The following is a 1,022-nucleotide window of genomic DNA, read 5'->3' on the forward strand; positions in this document are numbered from 1 at the left end:
GATATTATCCAGTACCGGATGCATCACTACAACTGGATCCGACCTCATCAATTTAACGATGGATTGGCCCCAGCGAAAACGGAAGAAAAACTCAAAACCGTGTCCGGGATGAGTTGACCACTACAGAACGAATGTTAGCCATGCTTGACGCCTCATAATGTGAATGGGCGTTCCCTTAAGACCTTATGCCGTGTGGCCTAGCGCTTAGCATGGTGGCTCTTGACATGGTGGGGGTCGTTGGTTCGAGTCCAATCGCGCCTACCAAACAAAATCCGCTCTGCTGGGCGGTCTAGAAGGGCTCACCGAAAGGTGGGCCCTTTTTTGTTGTCTGCGATTTGCAAAACCCCCACCTCAAAACGCCAAATCAGCCCCCACCTCCAGGTACTCGATACCTTTCTCTGTGTGCCCGTCCTGATAGTGTTTGGTCGCGCGGCTTTGGTGATGGATGGCATGACCTGGAAGGGGCGCAAGACCAGCAGCGAACAGGCTTTGTCCTGGCCACGCCGGGAAGTGCATCTGGATGGCGAGAACAAAGCCGCCAACTATTTGCCTGCGCGTATCCAGTACGGGCAGATGGCCTTGGCGGCCGAAATTCACGCCGACGATATTGACCCAATCGACAAACGCAAAGGGGCCGTGACATTGGAGCGTGTCGAGGGGGCCGTGACACGCGAGTACGCAACGATCCCGAACACCAGCAAGCGGTTATTGCCTGCGGCGCCTGATCGGCCCAGTGCGACGCAGTTTGCGGACTACTTGCTGCAACGAGGATTGTATTCTGTAAAGGTATAAACAGATGATGGCATTCGTAGTGGCCAGTACTAAAAGTTACTAGTAGAAGTTACTTTGAGTGCTTTAGTATGCTCCTCTCAAAAAGGGAGTGATGCATGTTACCTAGGCTCTGTACGTAAAGTATTGTCGCAAGCACCGCATAGCGCAGGCCAATGAGACCATCGCCGCAAAACTTGTTGCGAGCTTGTCGAAGCGCGTCACGATGCGACGGTTCTCCTTCAGCCAGCCAC

General features: G+C 53.5%; 2 pseudogenes. One reads left to right on the forward strand and one right to left on the reverse strand.

From position 1 onward, the window contains the following. Window positions 1-426: 426 nt before the first annotated feature. Window positions 427-792, forward strand: a pseudogene (locus tag HBN79_RS23830) (DnaT-like ssDNA-binding protein); the annotation flags it as partial. Between the two features lie 102 nt (window positions 793-894). On the opposite strand, the pseudogene HBN79_RS23835 reads toward HBN79_RS23830, so the two are convergent. Next, window positions 895-1,022 (reverse strand): annotated as a pseudogene (locus HBN79_RS23835) (IS5/IS1182 family transposase); the annotation flags it as partial.

The sequence above is a fragment of the Pseudomonas sp. WS 5051 genome (assembly GCF_012985715.1).
In the GTDB taxonomy this organism is placed as follows: domain Bacteria; phylum Pseudomonadota; class Gammaproteobacteria; order Pseudomonadales; family Pseudomonadaceae; genus Aquipseudomonas; species Aquipseudomonas bubulae.